Here is a 22,402-nt window from a genome sequence, read left to right as displayed (position 1 = left end):
GTCACGACGGATTCCCCAAAGGGCAATATCTGGTGATGCTAATACAATGTAAAAAATGGATGGAAGAGTGGAAATCCCTCTTCCGCAAGTCGAGGGTCGCCGTGCAGGCCGAGGAGCCGTGTCTCTACCAAAATGATCTGTCCAATTTTGCTAATCGGTAAACTTGGACGTCGCCGACAAACCCTCCTTTGCGTTGACTCGTCTTTCAACCAACCTTGGTCGTCCATATGGCGACCCCCTGAGGGAGGCACTACGAATGAGACGGACTACAAAGTTCATAACAGCAGCAATGGCAGTCGCCGGCAGCCTGTTGGCGAGCACGGCGACAATCCACGCGCAGGAGACCGGGAAGCCCAACATCCTGTTCATCATGGGTGACGACATCGGCTGGATGCAGCCCAGCATCTACCATCAGGGCCTGATGGTCGGCGAAACGCCGAACATCGATCGCATCGGCCATGAGGGTGCGAAATTCATGACCTACTATGCCGAGCAGAGCTGCACGGCGGGACGTACTGCTTTTATCACCGGCATGCAGCCGGTGCGTGTCGGCATGGTCCTGCCGGAAATTCCCGGAAGCCCGTCCTACCTGTGGGCCGGCACGCCTCATCTCGCCAGATTCCTGAATGATCTCGGCTACTCGACGGGCGAGTTCGGCAAGAACCATCTCGGCGATACCACCGAATCCCTGCCGACGGCACATGGCTTCCAGGAGTTCTGGGGCTATCTCTATCATCTCGACGCCATGCAGGGAGTGAGTTTCCCCGACATCAACAAGACCCCGACCGAGCAGGGGATCGCGCCACCTTGCAGAAACACGCCGATCCCCGGTTTGACGGAAAACCCGGCGGCCGTGGACCCGAAGGCCACGACCTGCCTGACGCCGCCGCGCCCGGTGCTCGCCTGCACGTCCTCCGACGGGTCGCCGGCAAATCAATCCTGCAAGGACGAGGGTCCGCTGACGATCGAGCGCTCCAAGACGATCGACGAGGAGATTTCCGGGAAGGTCATCGACTTCCTCGACCGCAACGATCCGGAAAAGACCAAGAAGCCGTTCTTCGTCTGGTACAACCCGGCCCGTATGCACATCACCACCGTGCTACCGGACAAGTACCTGAACATGGTCGGTGAGCCCGGCGGCAAGGACTGGGGCGTCAACGAAGCCGGCATGAAGCAGATGGACGACAACATCGGCTACGTCTTGAAGAAGCTCGAGGAGATGGGCGAACTCGACAACACCATCGTCGTCTTCACCACCGACAACGGCGCCGAGACGCTCACCTTTCCGGACGGTGGCGTGACACCTTTCAAGGGTGGCAAGCTCAGCACCTGGGAAGGCGGCATGCGTGCCCCGCTGGTCGTGCGCTGGCCGGGGCACATCGAGCCCGGCACGGTCAAGAACGACATGTTCTCTTCGCTCGATTGGCTGCCGACACTCGTGAATATCGCCGGCGGCCCCAAGGGCGACGGGCTGAAGAAAGAGATCGAGGCTGGCAAGTATCCGAATGTCGTCAAGACCACGCTCGATGGGATCGATCAGCGCGACTTCCTGGAAGGCAAGGCGCCATCCGCGCGCGACTCGTTCTTGTACTATTCCGGCAAGGAGCCGTCGGCGGTCCGCTACAAGAACTGGAAGATGTACTTCGCCATGGTGTCAGACGATCCGACGGGCTTCATTACCGGGGTGATGCCGTACGCTTGGACGCAGGTCGTCAACATCAAGCGCGATCCGTTCGAGACCTCGGTCGGTCAGCAGCTCAAGACACTCTTCGGGACGGCCGGCGCGATCGCCTCGCCGTCCACCGCCTATGTCTATGACTGGAATATCCTGCCCATCGGCCAGCAGTTGTGGCTGAAGCATCTCGAGACCTATATCCCCTTCCCGCCGCTTCAGGACCCTGCAAGCTACAATCTGGAGCAGGTGATGCAGCAGGTCCGGGAAATGAAGACAGGTCACGATTGACGCGCACAGTAGCGTAACGACGTCGGAGCGGACGCCCTTCGCGGCGTCCGCCACAATGCTTCACCTGACATGATCCTTGGTGCCGACTGAGGGCGGAACGATGAGCGATGTCATCCAAGCAGGTCGTGACGAACCACGCTGGCCTCCGGTGGTGGCGATCCTGGCGGTGTTCGCCCTATTGGAGGTGCTGCCACACCACATCTATGCCATGCCGCGATGGGTTTCATACGCGGTCGTAGTGGCAGCTATCGTTCCAATGATCATGGTAACGGTGTCCGCTGACAACGCTGTGTGGCTACGAATCGAGCACATCGCCATCATGCTGCTTGCCAGTGTCTACGCAGGCAATACGGCAGCGGAACTCGGAGATATGGTCGGGATCATTACCATCCACCCGCCCGAGACGCGATCAGTGTCGCTGTTGACGTCGTCATTTACCATCTGGATCACCAACGTTCTCACCTTCTCGCTGCTCTATTGGCAGATCGACGCGGGCGGCCCCTCGCGCATCGCGCGTGGGATGGCGGGAAGACCCGACTGGCTGTTTCCGCAGGCGTCGACTCCCGAAGTCGCGTCGCCAGACTGGCGGCCGCTCTACGTCGATTATCTATCACTGGCATTCAACACAGCGACCGCTTTCAGTCCGACGGACGTGCTGCCACTCACCCGACGTGCGAAGGGGCTGATGATGCTCGAAAGCACCATCTCGCTCCTGACACTCGTCCTCGTGGCCGCGCGTGCAGTCAACGTCATTCCGTAGCGCCTCGCCGGCGCCGCGGCCGTCCATTCGTGCCGAAGGGATCGAAGGTGCCCGTATGTCAGTGGAAGCCGATCAGCTTTCAACGATGATCAATCACGCGGTCGCACCGGCGTTCATGCTCAATGGCGTCGCGGCGATGGTGGCGGTTTTGGTCAATCGGATTTCCGGCGTCACCGAGCGGATCAGAAACCTCCGCGAGATCGACGAGAGTGACGTCCGAGCCCCGCTGAAGAAGGGAATCGGGGAGCTGAGGCGGCGTGAACGCCTCTTGAACAGCGCATTACACCTGGCGGTGCTGGCCGGAATCGGCGTGACGCTTCTGCTCCTCTTCGGCTTCGTCGTCGCGTTTCTGGGATACCGTCACGAACCGGGCGCCGCCGTACTGTTCATTGCGTCACTCTGCTTCCTGGCGGCGTCGCTCTTCCGACTCCTGCAGGACATCCGGCTGTCACAAAGTGAGCACGACGACCGTCAGTTGCGATGATCGCCGAACCGTTCAAGGCGACTCTCGCCGTCATTAGAAGTGGAACGAAACCCCGATGATCGGACCCTGCTGGACGACATCGAAGACAAACCCGTCGTTCTCGTAGTTGACGCCCAGTGCGCGGTATCCGGCCACTGCCGAGATGGTGTCGTTGAACTTGTAGCCGAGGCCGAGGCCCACGTCCCAGTCGACGTCGGCGCCGCCGCCGCCCACCAGCCCCCATCCCGTGACATAGATTTCCGGGGTGAAGAAGTAGTTCCCGCGCAGGCCGACGACCGCGTCCACCCACGTTGCGCTGTCTTCCCGCTCCACACCGGCCAGAAGTCCGCCGTTGAAGGAGATGTCCGTCTCGACCGACCAGACTTTCATGCCGCCGAACACGTCAAGGTGGCCATTCTGATCCTCGAGTACGGCGTAACCCACGCCGAGAAGTCCGGCAAAGGTCTCCGACGTCACGCCGACGCTGTCGGCGAAGATGCCGCGGGGCGTGTGCGCATCGGCACCCAGCTTGACGTAGATCACGTCGCCGACGACGCTGTAGCGGTCATACCTTGCTTCGGCCGTAGCCATGAAGGCGAAGTCGAGATTGTCGAGAATGTCGCCGAAATCGGCGTCGATGTTGACTTCGGGAAGCCCGAATTGCCGTAAGTCCCCGGAAATTCCGGCAGCCCAGAAGTATGGCGCGACCGTGAATTCCCAGCCGCTCCGGGTCTCGACCGTCTTCGCCTCCGGCGCGAGCGGTGTGAGATCGGCGGCATTGCCGAATGATGCGGCTGCGACGCCGGCTAGCAAGACAATCGCATGCAAGTAATTGGCTTTCATGAGAATCCCCCGATCTCGTTTGCCACCCAGCGGTGCTTCTGCCGCCGCAGCGTCCGAGCACGGATTCGTGCAAGAGGAAGTGGATCCTGGCAAGCTGAAATCGCTATTTTGGGTTGATTATCAGGCGGAATGGCCGAGATCTGTGGCCCGCCGGCCTCAGTCCTACGTGTTCCTCCGATGTCGAGGGAAAGGTCACGCCGCCTGGGCGGCGTGAGGCAGGTGGATGATCAATAGCAAGGCGGGAAGGGGTAGTAGCCGCATTGCTGATTGTTGTTGTAATAGGAATTGTAGTAATAGGGGCGGGCTGCTGCCGCTCCAATGGCTGTGCCGGCCACCACGCCCGCCGCGACGGGAGCGCCGCGATACCAGGCCCCGTGGTAGACGGGCGCATGCCAGTAAGTGCCGCCGACACGGTTGATGTTCGTGTCGCCGATATGGATGTCGTCTCCGCGGTAGCCGCCGCGGAAATCACCTCCCGCGAAGTCTCCGCCACGGAAACCGCCTCCGGCGAAGCTGCCGCCGCCGAAACCGCCTCCATGGAAGCCACCGAAACCACCTCCGCCGAAACTACCACCGAAGTGATCGATGAAGACGGCCGCCGGCCCGGTCGCCCCGCTTAGGCTTCCCTCCAAAACGGCGATGTCGAAGGTCAGTGTCGTGCCGTCAAGTTTCGGAGTCTTCAGCGTGACGACGGCATCGCTGACGTCCGATCCATCGCCGCCCAGCACCGACACAGTCGCATTGGGAGGATCGACAGCGAAGTTGTCCTTGCCGTCGTCCCATTGCATGATGAATTGTTCGGTCGTCACATGGCCAGCCGCCCGCACCGGCCGGTCGGCAAAAACGATCGAGTTGGCCGAAACGCCGGTCAGAACGAGCTTTCCGTTTTCGATTTTGGCGCCAGCCGAATTGATCACGGCCAATGACGGCACCGGACCTGTTGGCGTGACTTGGCCAATTGCTTTTTCGAGCGGTACATGCGGCTTCTTCGGGGCGTCCTGCGCAGAGACGGCGGAGGCCAGCGCAAAACTTCCGGCGAAGATGAGCATAGTAAGACGGTCGACTTTCATGGCGGTATCCTCCCAGTTGGGATGGGCAGAAAGCCCGTCACCTTTGGTGAACGTTGTTAAAGTCTGATGTCGTAAGCGCCGCCGGCTGAGGGGCGCGCGGTTCTAGTCCCTGAAGATCTGTTTCCAGTCGGATTTCATGTCGATCACGGTCCAGCCGGTGATCGCCGCCGCGTCGAGCGCCTTGTCGAGGCGGCCGAATTCGGTGTTGCGATCGTAGGCGTATTCTCGCTCCGCATCGGTGTGATGAACAAGCATCCCAAGCCGCGCCGGCGCGCCGGCCATCGTCGTCCACTGCAGCATTTCGAGATCGCCGTCGGAGTTGCCGAAAGCTGCTATCGGCCGGCGGCCGATCTGCTCGTTGATCCCGACCGGCTTGCCCGCCTTGTCATCGATGAAGTTGACTTCCGGCAGACGGTGCAAGGTCGGCGTGTCGTCCTGCATCTTGAACTCGGTCTTGATCGAGGAACCGATGACCTGCTCCGGCGGGACGCCGTAGACCTTCTCCGTCCACGGCCGCATGAACTCCACGCCGCCACCCGACACGATAAATGTCTTGAAACCGTTAGCGCGCAGGTAGGACAGCAGTTCGACCATCGGCTGGTAGACGAGCTCGGTGTAGGGCCGATTGAACTTTGGGTCGCGTGCCGTCGAAAGCCAGTCGGTGACAATCTTCTGGAAATCGTCGTTTGTCATTCCCGCATGCGTGACCATGATGAGGTCCAGGAGGCCTTTTTCACCCGAAGCGGCAAGCGTCTTCATATCACCTTCGAGTACCGCCTTGAACGGTTGCACGTTCTTCCATTCCGGATGTTGCGGAGCGAGCGTCTTGACCCGGTCCAAGGCGAAAGCAAGCTGGGTGTACATGGGATGTTCGACCCAAAGGGTCCCGTCATTGTCAAACACCGCAATGCGTTCGGGTTCCGGGACGAAGTCGGGCGAGCCCTGCTTGGTCACCTTCTCGATAAAGGCGACGATAGCCGCCTTGGGCGCGGTATCGTTCCAGGACGGAAGGGGCTCGCTCTGTGCGTAGGCGGGCGCAGCAAGGAAAAGTGTTGCGATGATAACCGGAATCACATCGCGTGCCGATTTGATGAGGTGGCGGATAACGAACATCGAGTGTACCCTCACGTGAGCGCGCGCCTGGTGAATTGCACTCCGTCCCGGCGCCGCCCAACTCTAGCGAATGTGATCGCCCTCCGATATTGCACTTTGGGGAATCGTCGGGATCCCATGGCAATCAACAGTGGTGTTTGGAACGGATGACACCACACCAAGAAGGTGTTATCGTCGCAAAGCTTTGGGGGGTGGACCAATGGCCTTGGGCAGCGGGGCAGGACGATTGCGATGCGCTGGCGCCTTGCTGGTGTCGCTCTTTCTGATGGCTTCGAACTGCTATGCCACCACTCCCGATACATCGCCCGCACTCCTCAATCGGCCGCCGCGCGTTCTCATACTTTATCCTTATGATGAGAGGATCGCGGCAACGACGGCTGCCGGAGAAGCGTTGCGCAGCCGCCTGCTGGAAGCGACAGACGGCAAGATCGATCTGTTTTCAGAGTTTCTTGATCTGGCGAGGTTTCCGGAAGCCGACCATGCCGCACGCATGGGACGATACCTGACAGAGAAGTATGCCGCTCGTCGCCCGGATGTGATCGTCGCCCTCGGGAAGGAGTCTGCCAGCTTCATATCGACAAACCGCGGAAGGATCGCTCCCAATGCGAAGATAGTCGCGGCAGGCTTCGGCAACTCCACCGCGGAGAACATCGATCTTTCGGATGACGTGATCGGGGCGTTCACGACATTCGACATTCTGAAGACAGCCGAAATGGCCCGTGGACTGCAGCCCAATGCCCGTCACCTTTACATCATCGGTGGATCGTCGGAGTTCGACCGGGGGTGGTTGGCGACGGCGCGCGCAGATCTCGACGAGTTCTCCAAGTCATACGAAACGACGTACCTGGAAAATCTGACGATCGAGGAATTCATCGAACGTGCAGCACATGTCCCCTCCGACAGTATCATCCTGGCGTTGACGGTCTTTAAGGATCGGGCGGGGCGGAATTTCATCCCGCGCGAAGCGATCAGGCAGATCGCGGCAACGGCCAGCGCACCTGTCTATGGCCCCTACCAGACCTACATCGACCATGGCGTCGTCGGTGGCAATACCGTCACATTTGATACTTTGGGGCAGACCGTCGGAAATCTTGTCATCGATGTCATAGCCGGCCGCCCGGTCTCGGATGTCCAGGCACCCCAGACAAACATCGTAGATGCTCGACAGCTCCGGCGTTGGGGGCTTGCGGAGGGGAATCTTCCTCCGGGGACTGTCAAGATGTACAGAGCGAAGAGCCTGTGGGAAGAACACTGGCTGGCGGCAACAGGAGTGCTCGGGGTCGTTCTGATGCAGGCGGGCATCATCGTAGCATTGTTGCTCGAACGACGTCGTCGCCAGGATGCGGAGAGCCGGTCTCGCCTTCACCTGCTGGAAGCCGTTCACCTCAACCAGTCGGCGACTGCCGGTGCCTTGTCTTCGTCGATTGCCCACGAACTGAACCAGCCTCTGTCGGCAATTCGAAACAATGCCGAGGCGGCGTCCGAGCTCCTTCGAAGTGGCAACCCCGATCGGGAGTTGATCCAGCAAATCCTTCTCGACATCCAGGCCGACGATCAGCGTGCGGGCGACATCATTGGCCGGATGCGAGGATTGCTCAAAAAGAGACGTGAGATCGATTGGCAGGTGTTCGACCTGAACGACGTCGCGTCGAGCGCTATCCGAATCATTCATGGCGATGCCGAGCGCAGAGGCATTACACTCAATACAAATCGGCCGGCGAGCGAGCTGCCGGTGCGGGCAGACAAGGTCCATGTGCAACAGGTCATCCTCAATCTGGCGACCAATGCGATGGACGCCATGATGGACGCCGATTCCGCCAAAAGGATCCTGACATTCGCGACAGGAATTGAGAAGCAGAGGGTCGAGCTCTGTGTTGTCGACACAGGCAACGGCATTCCTGAAGAGCGCCTGTCCAGCATCTTCGAGCCGTTCTATACGACCAAGAACGCAGGGACGGGGTTGGGTCTTTCCATATCGCGCGCCATCGTCGAGACCTATGGCGGCACGATCTCTGCGTACAACCGGCCTGAAGGCGGCGCCATCTTCCGGGTCGTCCTGCCTCTCGCCCGACGGGAGGCGCGAGGCGCATGAAACCAGTCGTTCATCTCGTAGACGACGACGAATCCTACCGAACGGCAACTGCACGGCTGCTCTGCGCATATGGTCTGAAGGTCGCGGCCTATGAATCCGGAGATCAGTTTCTCGCCTCCCTTCCAAGCTGCGAGCCGGGCTGCGTTCTTCTTGACCTACAGATGCCAGGTCAATCTGGTCTGCAAATACAGCGCCAGTTATGCGAACTGGCGCCGCTACTGCCAATCGTTTTCCTCACCGGCGAAGGAGACATAAAAGCCGGCGTCGACGCAATGAAAGCGGGCGCACAGGACTTCTTGGAGAAGCCGAGTTCGGTGGCGGTCCTGATGGAAACGATCGAGCGCGCGTTGGCTCAATATGAGAGGCGGCGGGCCGAGCACGAGCGTGTTCAGGAACTGAGGACATTGGTGGCGAGCTTGAGCGCGCGCGAAGCGGAAGTCTTCGAGCTGATCATCCGTGGCAAGCTCAACAAGCAGATCGCCTACGCCCTTGGCATATCGGAGCGGACGGTGAAGGTGCACCGCCATCAGGTCATGGAGAAGCTCGGAGTAGGATCGCTGGCGGAGGCTGTCTCAATGGCCGCCTACATCGGTCTTGACCTCGGACGCGGTATGGCCTCGGATGATCGACCCTCCCCTTAGGGCAATATCAAACAACCGCTGACACGCCTACGATAACCGACAACTGCGGATCTCGCGTACTGTCACGCATGGGGGCATGAGGTGGGAAAGCTGCGCCGCACTGTCGCCGTGGTCGATGATGATGCGAGCCTACGTCGAAGCGTCAGGCGGCTTCTCAACGCCTACGGCTTTCCGGCCATCGAGTATGCATCGGCGGAAGCCTTTCTCCGCCGCGACCCAGAGGCCTCGATCGACTGTCTCGTGCTGGATATCGATCTGGGCGGCATGTCCGGCATCGAATTGCAGCGCAGGCTGAAAGAGGCTGGATTGAAGTTGCCAGTGATCTTCATCACCGCCCTCGAAGACGACCGCCTGAAAACCGAGGCAGAGCAGGCAGGCAGCATCGCATACTTGCGTAAGCCCTTCGCAGGATCCGTCCTCATCGAAGCAGTCAAAAAGTCGGTGGGATTGTGAGTTCCGCATCGAGAGAAACGGACCCCGTTGTTCGTAAATTCGACGCCAAAGGAGAGCGAAGCATTAATTTACGCGGATTACGGCCTCGATGTATTTGTCGTCCCAGTTTGCGGTTTTGCGCTTGAGATTGATGGAATCTTTGCCGGGAGCGAGCCTGAGCCAATATCGCTCAGCACATGGACGTTGCGCGTCTCGATCCGATCGTGATCGCCATCCACGGTTCGATGCATGTCATGGAGGCAATCGGCGAAGCATCGCTCGATCTGTTCGGCTCCAAACAGTTTGACGTCATCATGCAGCGTGCCTTGATTGCCCTTCAGCGCCAAAATGTAGTCGGCTTGCTTGTCGATGATTTTGCAGGCGACCTCTCTCTGGCATCCCATGGCGTCGATCGTCACCACCGCGCCCTGGATCGAAAGCATGTCGATCAGTTTGGGGATGGCTGTGATTTCATTGGATTTCTCCGAGACCGTCACCCGTCCCAGGACCAGTTTCTGCCGCGCCGAGAACGCACTGAGCGTATGAAGCGCATCCTTGTTGCCCTTCGTGCCGGAGCGACGCGAGGTCTTGCCATCAATGGCGATGACCTCGGCTGGCTGGCCGGTCACCTCCGCTACTCATCGGGCAAATCAGCTCTGGAACGCCGCCACATCAAGGCTTGCGAGAATGACACCCAGTTGATCCTCACACGGCGTTCCATAGGCAAAGCGGCTGAAGCGGCGAAGAAACGCCAGCCGTTTTTCGCCAAACCAGGCAATCTCGTTTATGTAATTGCAGTCGCAGATCATCCCGACAAGGCAAAGAAGCAGAACCTCTTCAAGAGGATAGCGCACCTTCAGAGCTTGCCTCTTGTCCGGAAGCTCAGAGAAATACAAAAGAAAAACTATCCCTTCCGAAATCGTAGGCTGCAAATCCATCACCACACCTCCTATACGAATCAGAGGCCTCTCACGGATTCAAAGTTTTCACCCATTGTCTGCCGTTAACTCACCCGATTGCCCTGGGCACTGTCCTTGATCCGCTGGCTTTCCTGTGGTTGATGACGTCATCCGCAAGAAGCAGCCGTCATGTCCGAATCTCCCTCCACCCAGAATCCCCTCCAGGGCATGGCCATCATGGCCGGTGCCATGGCCATCCTGCCGACGATGGATGCGATCGCCAAATATATGGCGACCTTCGAGAGCATGTCGCCCGGACAGGTAACATTCTACCGCTTCTTCTTCCAGCTCGTCTGCACCCTGCCGATCCTCTTTGCCATGTTCGGCTTACAGGCGCTGTCGGCCAAGCGCCCATGGATGAACCTGTTGCGCGGCGCGCTGCATGGTGCGGCCAGCCTGCTCTTCTTCGTCGCGGTCAAATACATGCCGCTCGCCGACGTCTTCGCCATCTATTTCGTCGAGCCCTTCATGCTGACGGCGCTTTCGGCGCTGTTCCTGGGAGACAAGGTCGGCTGGCGTCGTTGGATGGCGATCGTCGTTGGTTTTGGCGGTGCCATGATCGTCATTCAGCCGAGCTACGAGATCTTCGGCCTGAAGGCGCTACTGCCGGTCTTCTGCGCCTTCCTCTTCTCACTTTATCTTTTCCTTAATCGCGCCATCGGCGAGGCGGATTCGCCGCTGACGATGCAGACCATGTCCGGCATCGGCGGCACGATCTTCATGGCGGGCGCAATGTTTGTCGGAAGCAGCCTCGGCAGTGCCGACTTCACGCCCTCCCTGCCCGCCTCCTGGCTTGGCCTCGTCCTGCTGCTGATCCTCGGCACGATCTCAGGCTATGCGCACATGCTGGTTGTTAAGGCTTTTCGCCTGGCGCCGCTGTCGCTGCTGGCGCCGTTCCAATATTTCGAGATCATTTCGGCGACCGTGCTCGGCTATGCCCTCTTCGGCGATTTTCCGAATGTTTCCAAATGGATCGGCATCGCCATCATCGTCGCATCGGGGCTTTTCATCATCTGGCGCGAGCGCTTGCAGGTGCGATCATTAAAATCCGCATGAAATGCCGCATCGGGGGTTAACCGTCCTTCTTGAGGGATCTTCAATTCGGCATCGATAAAACCATTTCCGACTTCATGATGAAGTCTGGAGATAAAACATGAGTGAGTTCCGTCTCGCTTTTCCGGCGTGCGTCGTCGCCGGGAAGCATCGGCTGACGGCCGAAGACATTGTCCTGCTGCGCAAACATACCTTTCCGGAGGGAATCCGGACATCCGATCATGTCGTGGTGATGTTGGCGCTCAATAGTTCCTGCCCCGAAAAATGCGCCGAATGGAACACGTTCTTCGTTGAACAGCTGGCAGGCTTCATCGTCGATTATACCTATCCGCAGGCATCGCTGGACGAGATCAATGTCGCTTGGATCATGCGCATGTTCACGACCGACGGCGTCGTCAATTCCGCGCTCGAGCTCGAGCTCATCCTGCATGTCATGGAACTCAGCGCCTATGTTCCCGATGAGCTGCGGGCTCTGGCGCTCGACCAGCTCCGCCTGGCGCTGTCAGAGGATATTGGTGGCTACAAGCTGACCCGCGCCACCGCCCGTGGAAGCATCACGCGCCAGGACGTCGACTATGTCATGCGGATTCTGAGAGGCGTCAGCGAAGGCGGTATCATCGGCGTTTCTCCGGTGGAATACGGAGTCCTGCAGCGTATCGAGGCAGCAACCCAGCCCGGCGCCAATCACCAGCGCTGGGGCGAGATCATGGCTGCCGTCGAACTCAGGGACTTTGCCGAACCCAGACGGAGCCGTTGGCTGCGCATCATCGATGAAGAGCCGGTCGTCGAAGCTGCCGTTGCCTGATCTGCCGATTCCTCAGCCCGATTGTGCGTTCCGGCTTTTTATGCGTAAAACTCAGGAACGCATTTCCTGGGTGGAGTCTCGATGTTCAAGAAAATCCTGATCGCGAATCGCGGCGAGATTGCCTGCCGCGTGATCAAAACCGCGCGCCGTATGGGCATTTCCACCGTTGCGGTCTATTCGGATGCCGATCGGGATGCCCTGCATGTCGAAATGGCCGATGAGGCCGTCCATGTCGGCCCTGCTCCGGCAGCCGAAAGCTATCTCGTCGCCGAGAAGATCATTGCTGCCTGCAAGGAGACCGGTGCTGAAGCCGTGCACCCCGGCTATGGCTTCCTGTCGGAACGCGCCTCCTTCTGCGAGGCGCTGGAAGAGCAAGGCATTATCTTCATCGGCCCGAAGCCCAAGGCCATCATGGCAATGGGCGACAAGATCGAATCGAAGAAATTCGCCAACGCTGCCAAGGTTTCGACGGTACCCGGCTATCTTGGTGTGATCGAAGATGCCGCACATGCCGAAAAGATCGCAGCCGAGATCGGCTATCCCGTGATGATCAAGGCATCGGCCGGCGGTGGCGGCAAGGGCATGCGCATTGCCTGGACGCAAGCGGAAGTGCGCGACGGTTTCGACCGCGCCCGCTCGGAAGCCAAAAGCTCCTTCGGTGACGACCGCGTGTTTATCGAAAAATATGTGGTCGATCCGCGTCATATCGAAATCCAGGTGCTGGCGGACGCCCACGGCAATGTCGTCTATCTCGGCGAGCGCGAATGCTCGATCCAGCGCCGGAACCAAAAGGTTGCCGAAGAGGCACCCTCGCCTTTCCTCGACGAGAAGACTCGGGCCGCCATGGGCGAACAGTCGGTGGCGTTGGCAAAGGCCGTCGACTATCAGAGCGCCGGCACGGTGGAGTTCATCGTCGACCGTGATCGCAATTTCTATTTCCTCGAAATGAACACCCGCCTGCAGGTAGAGCATCCTGTAACGGAACTCGTGACCGGCATCGACCTCGTCGAGCAGATGATCCGTGTCGCCGCCGGCGAAAAGCTGCCCTTCGCCCAGAAGGACATCAAGCTGAACGGCTGGGCGGTCGAAAGCCGCCTCTATGCCGAAGATCCCTACCGCAACTTCCTGCCCTCGATCGGCCGCCTGACGCGCTACCGCCCGCCGGCGGAAGGCCGCAACGGCGATGTGATCATCCGCAATGATACCGGCGTCTTCGAAGGTGCCGAAATCTCCATGTACTACGACCCGATGATCGCCAAGCTCTGCACCTGGGCGCCGAGCCGGCTGCAGGCGGTGGAGGCCATGGGACAGGCGCTCGACGCTTTCGTCGTCGATGGCATCGAGCATAATGTTCCCTTCCTGTCGGCGCTGATGAAACATCCGCGCTGGCGCGAAGGCCGTCTCTCCACCGGCTTCATATCGGAGGAATATCCAGACGGTTTCGCACCAATGGCACCCGACGCCTCGGAAGAGGCAGCCCTCGCCGCGATCGCCCTATCTGCTTCCCTGATCGATACCATCAGGCGCGAAGGCTTCGCCGATCGCCTGCGCCATCCGACCGGCCCGCTGCGCGAAGAATGGGTCGTCAAGCTCGGTAGCAGCTATGTGCCGGTTAAACTTATCGATGGCCTCGTCACCATTCCCTTTGAAATGGAAATGGAAGTCGGCGGCCGAACGGAAACAATTGTCACCGATTGGAGACCGGGCGATCCGGTCTGGCGCGGCAGGATCGCCAGCCGTCCGGTGACGGCGCAGATCCGCCCGATCCTGAATGGCCTGCGCATCGATTGGCAGGGTCTGTCGGTCAAGGCGCGCGTCTTTACGCCCCGCCATGCCGAGCTTGACCGCCTGATGCCCGTCAAGCTGCCGCCTGATACGTCCAAGCTGCTGCTCTGCCCCATGCCCGGTCTCGTCGTCTCGATTGCCGTATCTGAGGGCCAGGAGGTCAAGGCGGGCGAAACGCTTGCCGTCGTCGAAGCCATGAAGATGGAAAACGTGCTGCGCGCCGAGCGTGACCTCGTCGTCGGCAAGATCAAGGCCGCTCCCGGCGAAAGCCTCGCGGTCGATGCCGTCATTATGGAATTCGCCTGAGGCGAAGCCGATGTTCAGAAGGCGCTAGGCAAAGCCGATTTTCAGAAAGCGCTCAAGGTCTTTTTCCGCTTGAGCCACCCTTGTCGGGCGTGCAAGAGTCGCGCTCGCAAATCACGAGGAGATGGAAGATGGATGTTCGCGCCGCCGTTGCCGTTCAGGCAGGAAAACCCCTTGAGGTCATGACCGTTCAGCTGGAAGGCCCCAAGGCCGGCGAAGTGCTGATCGAGGTCAAGGCGACGGGCATCTGCCACACCGATGACTTCACCCTCTCCGGTGCCGATCCGGAAGGCCTCTTCCCGGCGATCCTCGGCCATGAAGGCGCCGGCATCGTCGTCGACGTCGGCCCCGGCGTCACCTCGGTGAAGAAGGGTGACCACGTCATTCCGCTCTACACGCCGGAATGCCGCGAGTGCTATTCCTGCACCTCGCGCAAGACCAATCTCTGCACCTCGATCCGCGCGACCCAAGGCCAGGGCGTGATGCCCGATGGCACCTCGCGCTTCTCGATCGGCAAGGACAAGATCCACCATTACATGGGCTGCTCGACCTTCGCGAACTTCACCGTTCTGCCGGAAATCGCGCTGGCCAAGATCAATCCCGACGCCCCCTTCGACAAGGTCTGCTACATCGGCTGCGGCGTCACGACCGGCATCGGCGCCGTCATCAATACCGCCAAGGTCGAGATCGGCTCGACCGCCATCGTCTTCGGTCTCGGCGGCATCGGTCTCAATGTTCTGCAGGGCCTGCGCCTTGCCGGTGCCGACATGATCATCGGTGTCGATATCAACACCGACCGCAAGGCATGGGGCGAGAAGTTCGGCATGACGCATTTCGTCAATCCGAAGGAGGTCGGCGACGACATCGTGCCTTACCTCGTCAACATGACGAAGCGCCATGGCGACCTGATCGGCGGCGCCGATTACACCTTCGACTGCACCGGCAACACCAAGGTCATGCGCCAGGCGCTGGAATCCAGCCACCGCGGCTGGGGCAAGTCCATCATCATCGGCGTTGCCGGCGCCGGCCAGGAGATTTCGACGCGTCCCTTCCAGCTGGTCACCGGCCGTAACTGGATGGGCACGGCCTTCGGCGGCGCTCGTGGCCGCACCGACGTACCGAAGATCGTCGACTGGTACATGGAGGGCAAGATCCAGATCGACCCGATGATCACCCACACCATGCCGCTCGAAGACATCAACAAGGGCTTCGATCTCATGCATAAGGGTGAAAGCATCCGCGGCGTCGTGGTCTATTGATGGGCGCAATTGCTTACAAGGTCGACCTCAAGGGTCTCGACGAGCTCTCCGCGCGGGAGCTCTACGATCTCCTGAGGATGCGTGTCGACGTCTTCGTCGTCGAGCAGAACTGCCCCTACCCTGAACTGGACGGCAAGGACATCGACGCCCTGCATCTGCGGCTGCTGGATGACGGCGAACTACTCGGCTCGACGCGGGTCCTGAAGCCATACAGCGCGCAGGATCCGGTAAAGATCGGCCGCGTCGTCGTCTCGCCCACCCACCGGGGCAAGCGGCTAGGCGATGCGCTGATGACGGAATCGATCGTCGTCTGCGAGCGGCTTTATCCGGAAAATCCCATTGCCTTGTCGGCGCAGGCGCATCTGCGCCGCTTCTACGAATCCTTCGGTTTCGTGAAAACCTCGGAGGAATATCTGGAAGACGGCATTCCCCATATCGACATGGTCCGCCAGCCGGCCACCCAGCCGGCGTGAGGATATCGCCATGATCTATGTCGATGCGGATGCCTGCCCCGTCAAACCTGAAATCCTGAAAGTGGCCGAACGCCTCGGCATGGAAGTGACCTTCGTCGCCAATTCGGGCCTTCGCCCGTCCCGCGATCCGATGGTGCGCAACGTCATCGTCTCCAACGCCTTCGACGCTGCCGACAATTGGATTGCCGACAATACCGGCCCAACGGATGTCGTCGTCACTGCCGACGTGCCGCTTGCGGTCCGTTGCGTCGCCAAGGGCTCCTTTGTCACTGGCCCGACCGGTCGCGTCTTCGATGAAACCAATATCGGCATGGCAAGCGCCATGCGCGATCTCGGCGCCCATCTGCGCGAGACCGGCGAGAGCAAGGGCTACAATGCGGCTTTCAGCCCCAAGGATCGTTCGCGTTTCCTCGAAACCTTCGATCGTCTCTGCCGCCGCGCGAAGAACGCCTGATTGCCGCTCCGGAATCGGGTGGCATGGCAGCTATGCCAATTCCTAACTTGAAGTCAGCCGTTCCCTCGTCCATATCGAATGTGACGCAGACGACTGCGGCGCTCGGGTTTGCCCGGTCGCAAAAGTCGCGGGGACGGCCTCGCTCTTGACAAGGAGAGTATGATGGCCTGGTTTCTGCTTTTTCTCGCTGGCCTTTTTGAATGCGGCTGGGCAATTGGTCTGAAATATACCGATGGCTTCACCCGCCCGATGCCGACGATCCTTACGGTCATTTCCATGGTGGTGAGTGTCATCCTGCTCGGTCTTGCCGTCAAAAGCCTGCCGATCGGCACGGCTTATGCGATCTGGACCGGTATCGGCACGGTCGGCACTGTGCTGCTCGGCGTCTGGCTTCTGGGCGATGCGGCAAGCGCCTCGCGCCTGATCTGCATTACGCTGATCGTCGCCGGCATTGCCGGCCTCAAGCTGACGGCCTGAAATAGAAATATCTCAAATGAAGAAGAGGCTGCGGGCGATAAACCCGCAGCCTTTTTGTTAGAGCGCCGTGCGTTCATTCGGACGCACAAAGGACGCTCTACCTCTCTGAATCTACGCAGTCGCGTTTCTGTTGTCGACGGACCATGCGCCGGCACCGGCAAAGAACAGGTAGAGGAAGATGAAGCAGAACAGGATCGCGGCGTCGCCCTGGTTGAGAGCCGGGAAGAAGCTGTGCGGCATATGCGCCATGAAATAGGCGATCGCCATTTCACCCGCCAGCAGGAAGGCCACCGGCCGCGTCGCAAAGCCGATGAGGATGAGAATGCCGCCGAAGGTTTCCAGCAGTGCCGCAATCAGGGACAGCGTCGAAAGCGGGCCATCGCCCTGCGCGGCCGGGAAGCCGAAAAGCTTCATCGTGCCGTGCTCGATGAACAGAAGCGCGGTCATGATTCTGAGAGCGGCCAGACCATAGGGGCGGTAGGCAGACAGACGCTCGAAAGTTGACATAAAGACTCTCCTTAAGGGTGTGCCGCCGAGCGTTACCGCGTCTCTAACAGGGATTGAAGACACGGATTGCTGACGGGCGTTCACAACTTCGACAGTGGATAAACACCTGACGGGCCTCTTTTATTCGATCACAGCGGGATGTTGTCGTGCTTCTTCCAGGGATTGCTGAGATCCTTGTTCTTCAGCATCCTCAGGCCTCGCGCCAGCCGCCGCCGCGTCGAATGCGGCATGATCACCTCATCAATATAGCCGCGCTCGGCTGCGACGAACGGCGACAGGAAGCGGTCCTCGTACATCTTCGTATGCGCGGCAATCTTTTCGGGATCGGCGATGTCCTTGCGGAAGATGATCTCCACCGCCCCCTTGGCGCCCATGACGGCGATCTGCGCCGTCGGCCAGGCATAGTTGAGATCGCCGCGCAGATGTTTCGATGCCATCACGTCATAGGCGCCGCCGAAGGCCTTGCGGGTAATGACGGTCAGCTTCGGCACCGTCGCCTCGGCATAGGCAAAGAGCAGCTTGGCGCCATGCTTGATGAGCCCGCCATACTCCTGCGCCGTGCCCGGCAGGAAACCCGGCACATCGACGAAGGTGACGATCGGAATGTTGAAGCAGTCGCAGAAGCGCACGAAACGCGCCGCCTTGCGTGAGGCATCGCTGTCAAGCACGCCGGCCAGTACCATCGGCTGGTTGGCGACGAAACCCACCGTCGAGCCCTCGATGCGCCCGAATGCGCAGACGATGTTCTTGGCAAAGCTCGCCTGGATCTCGAAGAAATCCCCCTCGTCCGCCACCTTCTGGATCAATTCCTTGATGTCGTAGGGCTTGTTGGCATTCGCTGGGATCAGCGTGTCCAGCGAATTGTCGGTATCGGTCACCGATTGGTAACATTCGATCTCAGGCACCGGCGATGTGTTCGACTGCGGCAGGAAATCGATGAGCCGGCGCACTTGGCTGAGCGTATCGACATCATTGTCATAGGCGCCGTCGGCAATCGACGAGCGCGTCGTATGCACGCTCGCGCCGCCGAGCTCTTCCGCCGTCACGGTCTCGTTGGTGACGGTCTTCACGACGTCGGGACCAGTCACGAACATGTAGGACGTATCGCGCACCATGAAGATGAAATCGGTCATGGCGGGTGAATAGACGTCGCCGCCGGCGCATGGCCCCATGATGACCGAGATCTGCGGAATGACGCCTGAGGCCAGCACATTGCGCTGGAAGACCTCGGCATAACCGCCGAGTGCCGCAACACCCTCCTGAATACGAGCGCCGCCCGCATCGTAGATGCCGATAATAGGCGCGCGGTTCTTCAGCGCCATATCCTGCACCTTGATGATCTTCTCGGCATGAGCTTCCGAGAGCGAACCGCCAAAGACGGTGAAATCCTTGGCGAAGACGAAGACGGTACGGCCGTTGACCGTGCCCCAGCCGGTCACCACGCCGTCGCCGGCAATGCGGCTCTTGTCCATGCCGAAATCGGTGGAGCGGTGCTCGACGAACATGTCGAACTCCTCGAAGGAGCCTTCGTCGAGGAAGAGGTCGATGCGTTCGCGCGCCGTCAGCTTGCCGCGCCGGTGCTGCGCGTCGATGCGCATCTGTCCGCCGCCGAGACGGGCGATGCCACGGCGGCGTTCGAGCTCTTCCAGAATATCCTTCATGATCTCCCCTCGCCGCTTGCCGCGGTTTGTATGGCAGTTAGGACAATTCCAGCAAAACCGTGAAACGGTTTTCCGTTCGGAATTGCGTCAGAACTATCGCCCGCTGAGTGCAAAGGCGGAGCGTACGCGCGCTGCGATATCTTCCGCCAGAATGTCGTCGGCGAGCTTCGGGTCGGCGGTCATGCTTGTGACTTCGAAGGAGGTGACGGCGATGACCGATCCATCCTCCACGGAGGCGGCATCGACGCTGACCTTTGCGACGTTGCGGTCTTTCTGGAAGCCGAGACCCTTCGTGACGGAAACGATGCGGATCGTCAGCACCACGCGCGGCAATTCCGTTGTGCGGACCGTCGCGCGAATGGCGGCGTTGACGCGATCACTGATGCCGGAGAGCAGTTCCCCCGACATGGTCGTGCCTGACAGCACGACGGCACTGCGCACGTCATAGACAGGCTTTTCCTGCTTCTTCGGCATGAGGCTGGCACAGGCCGTCAGCGCCACGCAAACAAGCGCTATCAGGCAAAATCTCGACCTCAGCCAGTTCATTCCAAATTCCCGCAAAAACCCCGTCCAGAGTCGCAGATTTCGTCATAAAGGCCATGAAGGCAATATGATTCAGGCCCTTAGCGCGAAAAAAACATCGGTCGCTGCCTTGAAATCCTCAAAACGCTTGGCGCGGCGCTGTTCGGCTTCCTCGTCGCTCCCCCAGTGTTCGATGGTCCAGTCTTCGTCGAGATGGGCGAGCGACCAGGCTTCATCGGGCGTGATCTGGTCTTCGGCGATGGCAAGCGCCAGGAGCGCCGAACCGGTCAGCGTCGTCACCGTATGGAGAGTTGCCAGCTCCAGTGCACTGTCATGCCGGCGCAGCGCCGAACCGAAGGCGGCGATCGCCTCGCGCGGCTGTTCGTGATGCATCACGCCCTCGATGAGAATGAAGCGCGCGCCGAGATCGGCAGCCGCCCAGTCGAGTACCGGGTCCCAGCGCTCTCTCTGTCGCTCGACCAGCTTTTCCGGATCATCGGCGCGGTAGCACAGCAGGTCGCTGGAGGAGAACCGCAGGATGTCTTCGAAGACAGCCTGCGTGTCGGTGGCGACGCCGTCGATCGCCGTGTTGACGAGGCGCGTCACCGGCATCCGCGACGGATCGATCACCTCGGTCTGCGCGTCCCATTCGGCGGCGACAAGCCTTGCCAGCACCTCATTCGGCAGCGCCAGCACTTGCCGGGCCGGCGTCCGCACGGCCTTGCCATCGAGCGTAATGGCGAAGCCATCTTCAATCGGCTCGACGGAAACCGTCTGGTAGAAGCGCTTCGGCAGAGGCTTCTTCATCTGGATCTGCGCGCGGCGGATGGGATCGGGATGGCTCAGGCCTTCGGAAAGGTCGTTCAGCAGATCGCGCATGGGCTCACCTCAGGAAAAATGGCGCAATATCTCGTTCGGATGATAGGCGATCGCATCGGCGCCGTTGGCGATCAGCTCATCCACGCTGGCATAGCCCCAGGCAACGCCGATCGCCTTGGCGCCGGCAGCCTTTGCCATCTGCATATCGTAGATCGCATCACCAATGACAATGGCATCGGCCGCATTCATGCCGGTTTCGTCGCAGCACTCGCTCACCATAGCCGGATGCGGCTTGGAGGGGCAGTCGTCGGCGGTACGTGCGACGACGAAATGTTTGTCGAAGCCGTGCGTCTCCATGACGAGCTTCAGCCCGCGCCTGGATTTGCCCGTCACCGCGCCGATCAGCAGATCCTCGCGCCCGCTGAGCGCATCGATCATCTCACGAATGCCGGCAAACAGCGGCTCCCGGTAATCGAGATCCTGTCGCACGACCGTAAACAGCGATTTGTAATGCGCAGTCATGTCGATATCTTCCTGCTCGACATGCGGCTTGCCCTGCATGCGCGCGATGGCGATATCGAGGGTCAGGCCGATGATGGCCTTGGTGTCTTCGAATCGAGGCTCCGGCTTGCCGAACTTATCGAAGGTGCGGCGCATCGTTTCGTGGATCAGCCCGGCGCTGTCGACCAGCGTGCCGTCGCAATCAAAAAGCGCGAGTTTCATTCGCTGTCCCTTTCAGCGCCGGCAAGGTCGAGACCGAGAAGGTTCCAGGTTTGCACCATATGCGGCGGCAGTGGTGCGCTGACGCGCAGGCGCCCGCCCGAGGGGTGCGGGATATCGATATGGCGCGCGTGCAGATGCAGCCGCTTCTGGATGCCGCCGGGAAAATCCCAATTCGGATCCTCGTCGAAATATTTGGGATCGCCGATGATCGGGTGGCCGATATGCAGCGCATGGACGCGCAGCTGGTGGGTACGCCCGGTATAGGGCTCCATCTCCAGCCATGCGAGATTCTGCGCCGCCGTCTCCAGCACGCGATAGTAGGAAATCGCATGATCGGCGCCATCCTCGCCGTGTTTGGCGATGCGCATGCGATCACCATCGGCCGTCGGCTCCTTGACGAGCCAGGTCGAGATCTTGTCCTCATGCTTGCGCGGCACGCCTTTGACCAGCGCCCAATAGGTCTTCTTGGTGTCGCGCTCGCGGAAGGCGGCCGTCAGCTTCTGGGCGGCACCACGCGTGCGGGCGATGACGAGCACGCCCGACGTATCGCGGTCGAGGCGGTGCACGAGGCGCGGCTTCTCGCCCTTCGGGCTGGTCCATGCTTCGAGCATCTGGTCGATATGCCTGGCGACGCCGGAGCCGCCCTGCACCGCGAGTCCGGGCGGCTTGTTGAGGACGATGACCTTCTCGTCCTGATGCAGCACCATGCGTGAGAGAAGCTCGAAATCGGTCGAATGCTTGAGATCCTTGCCGGCGATCGGCCCGGACTTCACCTTGGCATCCACGTCGAGCGGCGGCACACGCACCATCTGGCCGGGCTGTATACGAGCATCCGACTTGACGCGGCCGCCATCGACACGCACCTGGCCGGATCGCAGCAGCTTCTGCAGCGGACCGAAGCCGAGCCCCGGATAGTGGATCTTGAACCAGCGGTCGAGCCGCATGCCCGCTTCATCGGGCTCCACCTTGATGTGTTCTATGCCTGCCATGGAATTCTTTCGGAAAATACGGGCGCGATCGAAGCCGGCGCCTCTCTTGCCGCTGCCTTTAGAGCATTTTTCAGAAAACGGAAATCGGAATCGAAATCAGAGCAGCACGCGCATCGGGCCGAGGCCGCCATAATATCCCGGAAGCGGACCGATTGCGCCGCCGACAGCGCCGAGGACAACCTGGACCATGCGTCCGGTGTGTTGCGATTCCAGCCTGATGCCAATCGCCTCTGTGG

The 22,402-nt window shown here is 60.2% G+C and carries 24 protein-coding genes; 13 read left to right on the top strand and 11 right to left on the bottom strand.

Translation table 11 applies throughout. The features are described from left to right. The first annotated feature begins 289 nt into the window (after nt 1-289). From FHT87_RS21010 to FHT87_RS21000, 3 genes are all read left to right on the top strand, one after another. The gene (locus tag FHT87_RS21010; protein WP_183805078.1) at nt 290-1,963 is read left to right on the top strand and encodes an arylsulfatase; all 1,674 of its coding nucleotides are present in this window, start codon (nt 290-292) and stop codon (nt 1,961-1,963) included. Between the two features lie 100 nt (nt 1,964-2,063). Then, the gene (locus FHT87_RS21005; protein ID WP_183735008.1) at nt 2,064-2,723 is read left to right on the top strand and encodes a hypothetical protein; all 660 of its coding nucleotides are present in this window, start codon (nt 2,064-2,066) and stop codon (nt 2,721-2,723) included. Between the two features lie 55 nt (nt 2,724-2,778). Beyond that, on the top strand, nt 2,779-3,207 hold the full coding sequence (locus tag FHT87_RS21000; RefSeq protein ID WP_183735007.1) for a DUF2721 domain-containing protein: 429 nt from the start codon (nt 2,779-2,781) through the stop codon (nt 3,205-3,207). Between the two features lie 33 nt (nt 3,208-3,240). Here the strand turns inward: FHT87_RS21000 and FHT87_RS20995 are convergent, their stop codons facing one another. From FHT87_RS20995 to FHT87_RS20985, 3 genes are all read right to left on the bottom strand, one after another. Beyond that, entirely contained in the window at nt 3,241-4,029 is a 789-nt protein-coding gene (locus FHT87_RS20995) for a hypothetical protein (RefSeq protein WP_183735006.1), read from the bottom strand. Between the two features lie 227 nt (nt 4,030-4,256). Further along, on the bottom strand, nt 4,257-5,099 hold the full coding sequence (locus FHT87_RS20990) for a hypothetical protein (protein WP_183804715.1): 843 nt from the start codon (nt 5,097-5,099) through the stop codon (nt 4,257-4,259). A gap of 102 nt (nt 5,100-5,201) precedes the next feature. Beyond that, a complete protein-coding gene (locus FHT87_RS20985; protein ID WP_183735004.1) occupies nt 5,202-6,212 on the bottom strand; it encodes an HAD family hydrolase in 1,011 nt (336 codons plus the stop codon). A 199-nt stretch (nt 6,213-6,411) separates the two neighbouring features. Between FHT87_RS20985 and FHT87_RS20980 the strand changes: the two genes are divergently transcribed. The 3 genes from FHT87_RS20980 to FHT87_RS20970 all read left to right on the top strand — a co-directional run bounded on the left by FHT87_RS20980 (nt 6,412) and on the right by FHT87_RS20970 (nt 9,398). Beyond that, nucleotides 6,412-8,304, top strand: a complete 1,893-nt coding sequence (locus FHT87_RS20980; protein ID WP_183804714.1) for a sensor histidine kinase — start codon at nt 6,412-6,414, stop codon at nt 8,302-8,304. Next, a complete protein-coding gene (locus tag FHT87_RS20975; protein WP_183735002.1) occupies nt 8,301-8,945 on the top strand; it encodes a response regulator transcription factor in 645 nt (214 codons plus the stop codon). The genes FHT87_RS20980 and FHT87_RS20975 overlap by 4 nt, the downstream gene beginning before the upstream one ends. A gap of 81 nt (nt 8,946-9,026) precedes the next feature. Further along, nucleotides 9,027-9,398: a response regulator gene (locus FHT87_RS20970; RefSeq protein WP_183735001.1), complete on the top strand. Its 372-nt coding sequence runs from the start codon at nt 9,027-9,029 to the stop codon at nt 9,396-9,398. A 77-nt stretch (nt 9,399-9,475) separates the two neighbouring features. Here FHT87_RS20970 and FHT87_RS20965 read toward each other — a convergent pair whose 3' ends face one another. Both FHT87_RS20965 and FHT87_RS20960 read right to left on the bottom strand, forming a co-directional pair. Further along, entirely contained in the window at nt 9,476-10,006 is a 531-nt protein-coding gene (locus FHT87_RS20965) for an ISAs1 family transposase (protein ID WP_183735000.1), read from the bottom strand. Nucleotides 10,007-10,027: 21 nt separating this feature from the next. Beyond that, nucleotides 10,028-10,315 carry a transposase family protein gene (locus FHT87_RS20960; RefSeq protein WP_183804712.1) on the bottom strand — a complete coding sequence of 96 codons (288 nt, stop codon included), beginning with the start codon at nt 10,313-10,315 and terminating at the stop codon, nt 10,028-10,030. Nucleotides 10,316-10,465: 150 nt separating this feature from the next. Between FHT87_RS20960 and FHT87_RS20955 the strand changes: the two genes are divergently transcribed. The 7 genes from FHT87_RS20955 to sugE all read left to right on the top strand — a co-directional run bounded on the left by FHT87_RS20955 (nt 10,466) and on the right by sugE (nt 16,945). Next, nucleotides 10,466-11,392, top strand: a complete 927-nt coding sequence (locus tag FHT87_RS20955; protein ID WP_183734998.1) for a DMT family transporter — start codon at nt 10,466-10,468, stop codon at nt 11,390-11,392. Nucleotides 11,393-11,489: 97 nt separating this feature from the next. Continuing rightward, on the top strand, nt 11,490-12,194 hold the full coding sequence (locus FHT87_RS20950) for a hypothetical protein (RefSeq protein ID WP_183734997.1): 705 nt from the start codon (nt 11,490-11,492) through the stop codon (nt 12,192-12,194). A gap of 81 nt (nt 12,195-12,275) precedes the next feature. Continuing rightward, a complete protein-coding gene (locus FHT87_RS20945; RefSeq protein ID WP_183734996.1) occupies nt 12,276-14,285 on the top strand; it encodes an acetyl/propionyl/methylcrotonyl-CoA carboxylase subunit alpha in 2,010 nt (669 codons plus the stop codon). Nucleotides 14,286-14,413: 128 nt separating this feature from the next. Then, nucleotides 14,414-15,541, top strand: coding sequence for an S-(hydroxymethyl)glutathione dehydrogenase/class III alcohol dehydrogenase (locus FHT87_RS20940; protein ID WP_183734995.1), 1,128 nt, complete (start codon nt 14,414-14,416; stop codon nt 15,539-15,541). Continuing rightward, complete coding sequence (locus FHT87_RS20935) at nt 15,541-16,014, top strand: GNAT family N-acetyltransferase (RefSeq protein WP_183734994.1); 474 nt, start codon at nt 15,541-15,543, stop codon at nt 16,012-16,014. Before FHT87_RS20940 ends, FHT87_RS20935 begins: the two co-directional genes overlap by 1 nt. Nucleotides 16,015-16,024: 10 nt before the next feature. Continuing rightward, entirely contained in the window at nt 16,025-16,468 is a 444-nt protein-coding gene (locus FHT87_RS20930) for a YaiI/YqxD family protein (protein WP_183804710.1), read from the top strand. Between the two features lie 162 nt (nt 16,469-16,630). Then, nucleotides 16,631-16,945, top strand: coding sequence for a quaternary ammonium compound efflux SMR transporter SugE (gene sugE / locus FHT87_RS20925; protein WP_183735106.1), 315 nt, complete (start codon nt 16,631-16,633; stop codon nt 16,943-16,945). Between the two features lie 111 nt (nt 16,946-17,056). Here the strand turns inward: sugE and FHT87_RS20920 are convergent, their stop codons facing one another. The 6 genes from FHT87_RS20920 to FHT87_RS20895 form a co-directional block, all read right to left on the bottom strand. Further along, nucleotides 17,057-17,452: a DoxX family protein gene (locus FHT87_RS20920; RefSeq protein ID WP_183734992.1), complete on the bottom strand. Its 396-nt coding sequence runs from the start codon at nt 17,450-17,452 to the stop codon at nt 17,057-17,059. Nucleotides 17,453-17,580: 128 nt separating this feature from the next. Further along, nucleotides 17,581-19,113 (bottom strand): acyl-CoA carboxylase subunit beta, encoded by a 1,533-nt coding sequence (locus FHT87_RS20915; RefSeq protein ID WP_183804709.1) that lies wholly within the window; start codon nt 19,111-19,113, stop codon nt 17,581-17,583. 93 nt (nt 19,114-19,206) lie between these two features. Beyond that, entirely contained in the window at nt 19,207-19,659 is a 453-nt protein-coding gene (locus tag FHT87_RS20910; RefSeq protein WP_183734990.1) for a hypothetical protein, read from the bottom strand. Between the two features lie 69 nt (nt 19,660-19,728). Beyond that, nucleotides 19,729-20,514, bottom strand: a complete 786-nt coding sequence (locus FHT87_RS20905; protein WP_183734989.1) for an ATP12 family chaperone protein — start codon at nt 20,512-20,514, stop codon at nt 19,729-19,731. A 9-nt stretch (nt 20,515-20,523) separates the two neighbouring features. Next, on the bottom strand, nt 20,524-21,177 hold the full coding sequence (locus tag FHT87_RS20900; protein ID WP_183734988.1) for an HAD-IA family hydrolase: 654 nt from the start codon (nt 21,175-21,177) through the stop codon (nt 20,524-20,526). After that, nucleotides 21,174-22,166 (bottom strand): RluA family pseudouridine synthase, encoded by a 993-nt coding sequence (locus tag FHT87_RS20895; protein WP_183734987.1) that lies wholly within the window; start codon nt 22,164-22,166, stop codon nt 21,174-21,176. Before FHT87_RS20895 ends, FHT87_RS20900 begins: the two co-directional genes overlap by 4 nt. Nucleotides 22,167-22,402 lie beyond the last annotated feature (236 nt).

Source organism: Rhizobium sp. BK316 (genome assembly GCF_014193695.1).
GTDB lineage: Bacteria > Pseudomonadota > Alphaproteobacteria > Rhizobiales > Rhizobiaceae > Rhizobium.
This window is presented reverse-complemented; position numbering and strand designations above follow the sequence as displayed.

What these genes read in the sequence shown, in the direction of transcription:
- FHT87_RS21010 (WP_183805078.1), top strand. Translation starts at nt 290, where the DNA reads ATGGCAGTCGCCGGCAGCCTGTTGGCGAGCACGGCGACAATCCACGCG.
- FHT87_RS21005 (WP_183735008.1), top strand. Translation starts at nt 2,064, where the DNA reads ATGAGCGATGTCATCCAAGCAGGTCGTGACGAACCACGCTGGCCTCCG.
- FHT87_RS21000 (WP_183735007.1), top strand. Translation starts at nt 2,779, where the DNA reads ATGTCAGTGGAAGCCGATCAGCTTTCAACGATGATCAATCACGCGGTC.
- FHT87_RS20995 (WP_183735006.1), bottom strand. Translation starts at nt 4,029, where the DNA reads ATGAAAGCCAATTACTTGCATGCGATTGTCTTGCTAGCCGGCGTCGCA.
- FHT87_RS20990 (WP_183804715.1), bottom strand. Translation starts at nt 5,099, where the DNA reads ATGAAAGTCGACCGTCTTACTATGCTCATCTTCGCCGGAAGTTTTGCG.
- FHT87_RS20985 (WP_183735004.1), bottom strand. Translation starts at nt 6,212, where the DNA reads ATGTTCGTTATCCGCCACCTCATCAAATCGGCACGCGATGTGATTCCG.
- FHT87_RS20980 (WP_183804714.1), top strand. Translation starts at nt 6,412, where the DNA reads ATGGCCTTGGGCAGCGGGGCAGGACGATTGCGATGCGCTGGCGCCTTG.
- FHT87_RS20975 (WP_183735002.1), top strand. Translation starts at nt 8,301, where the DNA reads ATGAAACCAGTCGTTCATCTCGTAGACGACGACGAATCCTACCGAACG.
- FHT87_RS20960 (WP_183804712.1), bottom strand. Translation starts at nt 10,315, where the DNA reads ATGGATTTGCAGCCTACGATTTCGGAAGGGATAGTTTTTCTTTTGTAT.
- FHT87_RS20955 (WP_183734998.1), top strand. Translation starts at nt 10,466, where the DNA reads ATGTCCGAATCTCCCTCCACCCAGAATCCCCTCCAGGGCATGGCCATC.
- FHT87_RS20950 (WP_183734997.1), top strand. Translation starts at nt 11,490, where the DNA reads ATGAGTGAGTTCCGTCTCGCTTTTCCGGCGTGCGTCGTCGCCGGGAAG.
- FHT87_RS20945 (WP_183734996.1), top strand. Translation starts at nt 12,276, where the DNA reads ATGTTCAAGAAAATCCTGATCGCGAATCGCGGCGAGATTGCCTGCCGC.
- FHT87_RS20940 (WP_183734995.1), top strand. Translation starts at nt 14,414, where the DNA reads ATGGATGTTCGCGCCGCCGTTGCCGTTCAGGCAGGAAAACCCCTTGAG.
- FHT87_RS20935 (WP_183734994.1), top strand. Translation starts at nt 15,541, where the DNA reads ATGGGCGCAATTGCTTACAAGGTCGACCTCAAGGGTCTCGACGAGCTC.
- FHT87_RS20930 (WP_183804710.1), top strand. Translation starts at nt 16,025, where the DNA reads ATGATCTATGTCGATGCGGATGCCTGCCCCGTCAAACCTGAAATCCTG.
- sugE (WP_183735106.1), top strand. Translation starts at nt 16,631, where the DNA reads ATGGCCTGGTTTCTGCTTTTTCTCGCTGGCCTTTTTGAATGCGGCTGG.
- FHT87_RS20920 (WP_183734992.1), bottom strand. Translation starts at nt 17,452, where the DNA reads ATGTCAACTTTCGAGCGTCTGTCTGCCTACCGCCCCTATGGTCTGGCC.
- FHT87_RS20915 (WP_183804709.1), bottom strand. Translation starts at nt 19,113, where the DNA reads ATGAAGGATATTCTGGAAGAGCTCGAACGCCGCCGTGGCATCGCCCGT.
- FHT87_RS20910 (WP_183734990.1), bottom strand. Translation starts at nt 19,659, where the DNA reads ATGAACTGGCTGAGGTCGAGATTTTGCCTGATAGCGCTTGTTTGCGTG.
- FHT87_RS20905 (WP_183734989.1), bottom strand. Translation starts at nt 20,514, where the DNA reads ATGCGCGATCTGCTGAACGACCTTTCCGAAGGCCTGAGCCATCCCGAT.
- FHT87_RS20900 (WP_183734988.1), bottom strand. Translation starts at nt 21,177, where the DNA reads ATGAAACTCGCGCTTTTTGATTGCGACGGCACGCTGGTCGACAGCGCC.
- FHT87_RS20895 (WP_183734987.1), bottom strand. Translation starts at nt 22,166, where the DNA reads ATGGCAGGCATAGAACACATCAAGGTGGAGCCCGATGAAGCGGGCATG.